At 69.8% G+C, this 2,597-nt stretch carries 2 protein-coding genes; both read right to left on the bottom strand.

Features of this window, described 5'->3' with window-relative positions; all coding sequences use genetic code 11:
* A partial coding sequence (locus tag ACFYWI_RS38390) for a condensation domain-containing protein (protein WP_389240813.1) occupies nt 1–807 on the bottom strand: 807 nt, incomplete at its 3' end.
* Nucleotides 804–2,597, bottom strand: a 1,794-nt coding sequence (locus tag ACFYWI_RS38385) for a condensation domain-containing protein (RefSeq protein ID WP_389240811.1), incomplete at its 5' end; no start/stop codon positions are given. The genes ACFYWI_RS38390 and ACFYWI_RS38385, both read right to left, overlap by 4 nt.

Raw genomic sequence — 2,597 nt, 5'->3', positions numbered from 1 at the left:
ACGCCCGCTCAACTGCCCGACCACCAGAGCCCAAGCACCCTGAAGGACCGTGTTCAACGTCAGGCCCTGACCACGAGCCAACTCCCGCAGCGCCTCGGACAACTCCCCATCTGTTTGGGTGAACACCCTTCGGGGCGCGACGGACCATGCGCCGGCCGACTCGGCCGGGGCGACCAGGGTCGGCTCCTCGGCTCCCGCCAAGGCCCGCCGCCATGCCTCCCGCGCAGCTGCCTTGTCCTGACGGCCCAACCACGCCAGGTACTCCCGGTACGGAGTCACCGGTGGCAGCCCGCGCGCACTGCCACCGGCCTCGTAGGAGGCCCACAGCTCCCGCATCAGGACCGGGAGCGACCAGCCGTCCAGCAGGATGTGATGGAGCGTGACCCTCATCTGGTACCGGTCGGCACCCACCTTGACCAGGAACACCCGCAGCAGCGGCGGCTCCGCGAGATCGAACCGCCGGGCCCGCTCCTCACTCCCCAGCCGCTCGGCCTCGGCCAGCGCCGCGTCCTCGGCGAGCCCCGACAGGTCCTCCTCCCGCCAGGGCAGGACCACCTGCCGCGCGACCACCTGCACCGGCTGCTGGACCCCGGCCAGCTGGCGGAAGCCGGCCCGCAGACTGGCATGCCGTTCCAGCAGTGCTTCCCAGGACGCCCGCAGTGCCGCCGCGTCCAACTGGCCCTCGAGGCCGAGAACCATCTGTTCCACGTATACGTCCGTGGCCTGCTCGTCGTACAGGGCGTGGAAGAGCATGCCCTCCTGCAGCGGCGACAGCGGCCAAACATCCTCGACTCGCCTCTGCGTCATCGTGCTCCCCCTCTGTCCGCAAGTTCGTTCTCAAGTGCATCGATCTGGCTCTGGTCAAGCGTGATCAAGGAAAAGTCGGAAGGTGTGTGTCCGCCGCTGCCGGCAGCGGTGGTGTGCGTGGCGACGCCGTTCAGCATCGCCGCCCAGCCGTCGACCAGGTCCTGCACCGCTTCCTTGTCCAGCAGGTGCCCGGGCCAGGCCAGGGTCAGAGTGAGCTGGGGTCCGGCGGCCGAGTCGTGGACCACTCCCACGGCCTCCAGGGCATGTGCCATCGGGATCTCGCCGTCGAGTCCACCGCCGCTGCCGCCTTCGGAGGCCGGTGTCCAGTCCTTCTGAGCACGCTGGACTGCTTTCTCGGTGGCGAACCGTCCGAGGTAGTTGAAGCCGATCTGCGCGGTGGGCAGTGCGGCGAGGGTGGGCGCGGTCTCGGGGTTGAGGTAACGGAGCAGGCCATAGCCGAGCCCGTCTCCCGGCACCGCCCGCAGTTGTTCCTTGATGCGCTTCACAGCCCCGCCCGCAGCCGGACCACCGGCCCGCACCTCGGAGAAGTCCGTCGTCCCCGGGTCTAGCCGCACGGGGTGGGCGCTCGTGAACCAGCCCACGGTACGCGACAGGTCGACCCCTTCGGCCGATGGGATCCGGCCGTGGCCCTCCACATCGATCAGGATCCCGTCACCGGCGGTCTCTCCACGGCGCCGTCCCCATTCGGCTGTCGCCAAGACCAATGCGGTCAGCAGGATGTCGTCGATTCCCGCGTGGAACGCCGCCGGGATGGTCGTCAGCAACGTCGTGGTGGTCGCGGTGGGGACCCTCACCGAGGCCTTCCTCATCGTGGCGCCGACATCACGAGACGGGTGCGGGGGCCGGGCGGTCAGCGCCGGATCGAGGCCCTGCAGAAGCTGGATCCATTCCGGCAGCTCCGCGAGCCTTTCCTCGCTTCCGGCCTGAGCAGACAGAGCCCGGGCCCACTGCCGGAACGAGGTCGGGACGGGTTCGAGCGCGGCGGGCCGTCCTGCGGCCAACTCCGTGTAGGCACGCATCAGGTCGGGCAGCAGGATCCGCAGCGACACCGCGTCCACCACCAGGTGGTCGATGATGAGCAGCAGCCGGCCGGGGGTGTCCGGTCCGGTGTCGAACCACACCGCCTGGGCCATCACGCCTGCCTGCGGATCCAGCCTGCTCACGGCTGACCGCGTCTGCTCGTCGACGAGCTGTTTCAGATCTCCGACGGACGCTTGGACTTGGTGTACCCAGGGCGCGACCGCGGCCGTCTCCGGTACGACCAGCCGCCACTCCTGGTCGACGGGCTCGAGCCTGGCACGCAGTATGTCGTGGTGATCCACGAGCGCCTGCACCGCATCGGTCAGGATCGCAACGTTCAGACCGGCCGGGGTCACGACCAGCATGGACTGACTGACCTGCCCCAGCCTGTCCGGCCCGGCCCGCTCCAGCAGCTCACGCATCACCGGCGTCAGCGGTACCTCGCCGACCCCGGAATCACCGCCGCCCAGCGCAACACCGTCACCGACCGCACCCGCCACAGCGGCCAGAGCCGCCGGAGTCTGCCGCTCGAACACCTGACGAGCAGTGACCACCAGCCCCGCCCGACGAGCCCCCGACACCAGCAGCATCGACATGATCGAGTCACCGCCGAGCTCGAAGAACGACTCCTCGACACCCACCTGATCGCGTCCCAGCACCTCGGCGAACAGCCCGCACAGCACCTCCTCGACGGGCGTCGCAGGAGCACGCCCACCCGACCCGCCCATGTGGCCGGGAGCGGGCAGCGC

It is taken from the genome of Streptomyces sp. NPDC002889 (assembly GCF_042888425.1).
In the GTDB taxonomy this organism is placed as follows: domain Bacteria; phylum Actinomycetota; class Actinomycetes; order Streptomycetales; family Streptomycetaceae; genus Streptomyces.
This window is presented reverse-complemented; position numbering and strand designations above follow the sequence as displayed.